At 57.0% G+C, this 1379-nt stretch carries 3 protein-coding genes; all 3 read left to right on the top strand.

What is annotated here, in order from left to right:
* The first annotated feature begins 234 nt into the window (after positions 1-234).
* The 3 genes from PLN84_RS12340 (at position 235) to PLN84_RS12330 (ending at position 1359) form a co-directional block, all read left to right on the top strand.
* Positions 235-582 (top strand): type II toxin-antitoxin system HicB family antitoxin, encoded by a 348-nt coding sequence (locus tag PLN84_RS12340; RefSeq protein WP_348532122.1) that lies wholly within the window; start codon positions 235-237, stop codon positions 580-582.
* A gap of 119 nt (positions 583-701) precedes the next feature.
* A complete protein-coding gene (locus tag PLN84_RS12335) occupies positions 702-995 on the top strand; it encodes a nucleotidyltransferase family protein (protein ID WP_292385571.1) in 294 nt (97 codons plus the stop codon).
* Positions 988-1359, top strand: coding sequence for a DUF86 domain-containing protein (locus tag PLN84_RS12330; RefSeq protein ID WP_292560220.1), 372 nt, complete (start codon positions 988-990; stop codon positions 1357-1359). The genes PLN84_RS12335 and PLN84_RS12330 overlap by 8 nt, the downstream gene beginning before the upstream one ends.
* Positions 1360-1379 lie beyond the last annotated feature (20 nt).

The raw sequence follows: 1379 nt of genomic DNA, 5'->3' as shown, positions 1-1379 counted from the left end.
AGGCTTTCCCCCAGGCTCCCGGGGGTGGCGGTTCCCGGATTGTGGTGTCAGCGACTCCACAATTCCACGTTGCGAGGGATCTATTGATGTTCTGCCTGCTCAGGTACTCTGCCTTGAGCCTCGTATGGTTCGGCATCGGAGATGATGATCTGCGGAACCCCTCTATAGTGCCGTAGACAATTCTCCTGTGGAGGGATCGATTTGCCAGATACTCGTCTCCGCGATACGGTCCTTATGGAGCAAAATGAGGACGGAGGGTACACCGTGACGGTGCCGTCCCTTCCGGGGTGCATCAGCGAAGGGGCTACCCGGGAAGAGGCGCTGGCAGAGATCGAAGAGGCGATCTCGGGATACATCGAGGTTGGCCAGGAAGCTCGGCAAGCCTATTCCGGTCGAGGTCTCCGTCCCCCTGAATACGAGCAACGCAAGGATCTGAAACTTCCGAGAACCACCGGCGAGAAGGTGGTCAAAGCCTTGCGAGCAGCCGGTTTTGAGGGGGGTTGGCATCCGGGGCAGCCACCATTACCTCAACTACAGAGTATGGTACACCTGAAAATTGACCCCTGGAAACCAGAAAGATGATAGAGACACGATAGAACTAAGGGTTTTTTTTACCCACTCTGGAATTTTCCCGATCCGGGGTTTCCCGAAGCCGCCGGGGCGAAGCAACTATTAATACTCTCCGCCAAACACCAGTATCCATGCAATCCCGGGAAGAGATCTTTGCGACATTGCAGCGTCTCAAGGATGATATCACCGCACGGTTTTCGGTCAGACGGATAGGTATCTTCGGCTCTGTCGCTCGCGGCGAGCAGACTGAGGCAAGCGATATCGATATCCTCGTCGAGTTCTCCCGGCCGGTCGGGTTCTTCGCCTTCCTGGAACTCGAAGAGTACCTCTCACTTCACCTCGGCGCCCCCGTCGACCTGGTGACCCCTGACGCTCTCAAACCTGCCATACGGGAGCGGGTGGCCGTCGAGGTCGCCTATGCCTGAACGGTCGAACACCCATCTCCTCTGCGCCGATATCGCCGAGGCCGTTGAGCGCATTCTGTCATACACTTCGGAGATGACATACGACGAGTTCACCGGCGATATCAGGACACAGGATGCAGTCATCAGGAACCTGGAGATCCTCGGGGAAGCCGTAAAGAATCTTCCGCCCTCGTTCACGGAGCGGTACCCTGAGGTTCCCTGGCGGTTCATCGCCGGTATGCGGGACAAACTCATTCATCACTACTTCGGCGTCAGTCTTGAGATCGTCTGGGAGACAACACAGTCCGACATACCTGTGCTCCGGGAATGGTTGAGGGATGCCCGGCTCACACGGGACTGGAACACAGAAGGGACTAGATCCTAAACTGTTTCCAGGCGGCCGAC

The sequence above is a fragment of the Methanoculleus sp. genome (genome assembly GCF_035363275.1).
GTDB lineage: Archaea > Halobacteriota > Methanomicrobia > Methanomicrobiales > Methanoculleaceae > Methanoculleus.
The sequence above is the reverse complement of the archived record's forward strand: the minus strand, read 5'-3'. Positions and strand labels throughout refer to the sequence as shown.

Bases quoted from the DNA above. Each gene is read 5' to 3' on its own strand.
- PLN84_RS12340 (WP_348532122.1), top strand. From the start codon at position 235: ATGGAGCAAAATGAGGACGGAGGGTACACCGTGACGGTGCCGTCCCTT.
- PLN84_RS12335 (WP_292385571.1), top strand. From the start codon at position 702: ATGCAATCCCGGGAAGAGATCTTTGCGACATTGCAGCGTCTCAAGGAT.
- PLN84_RS12330 (WP_292560220.1), top strand. From the start codon at position 988: ATGCCTGAACGGTCGAACACCCATCTCCTCTGCGCCGATATCGCCGAG.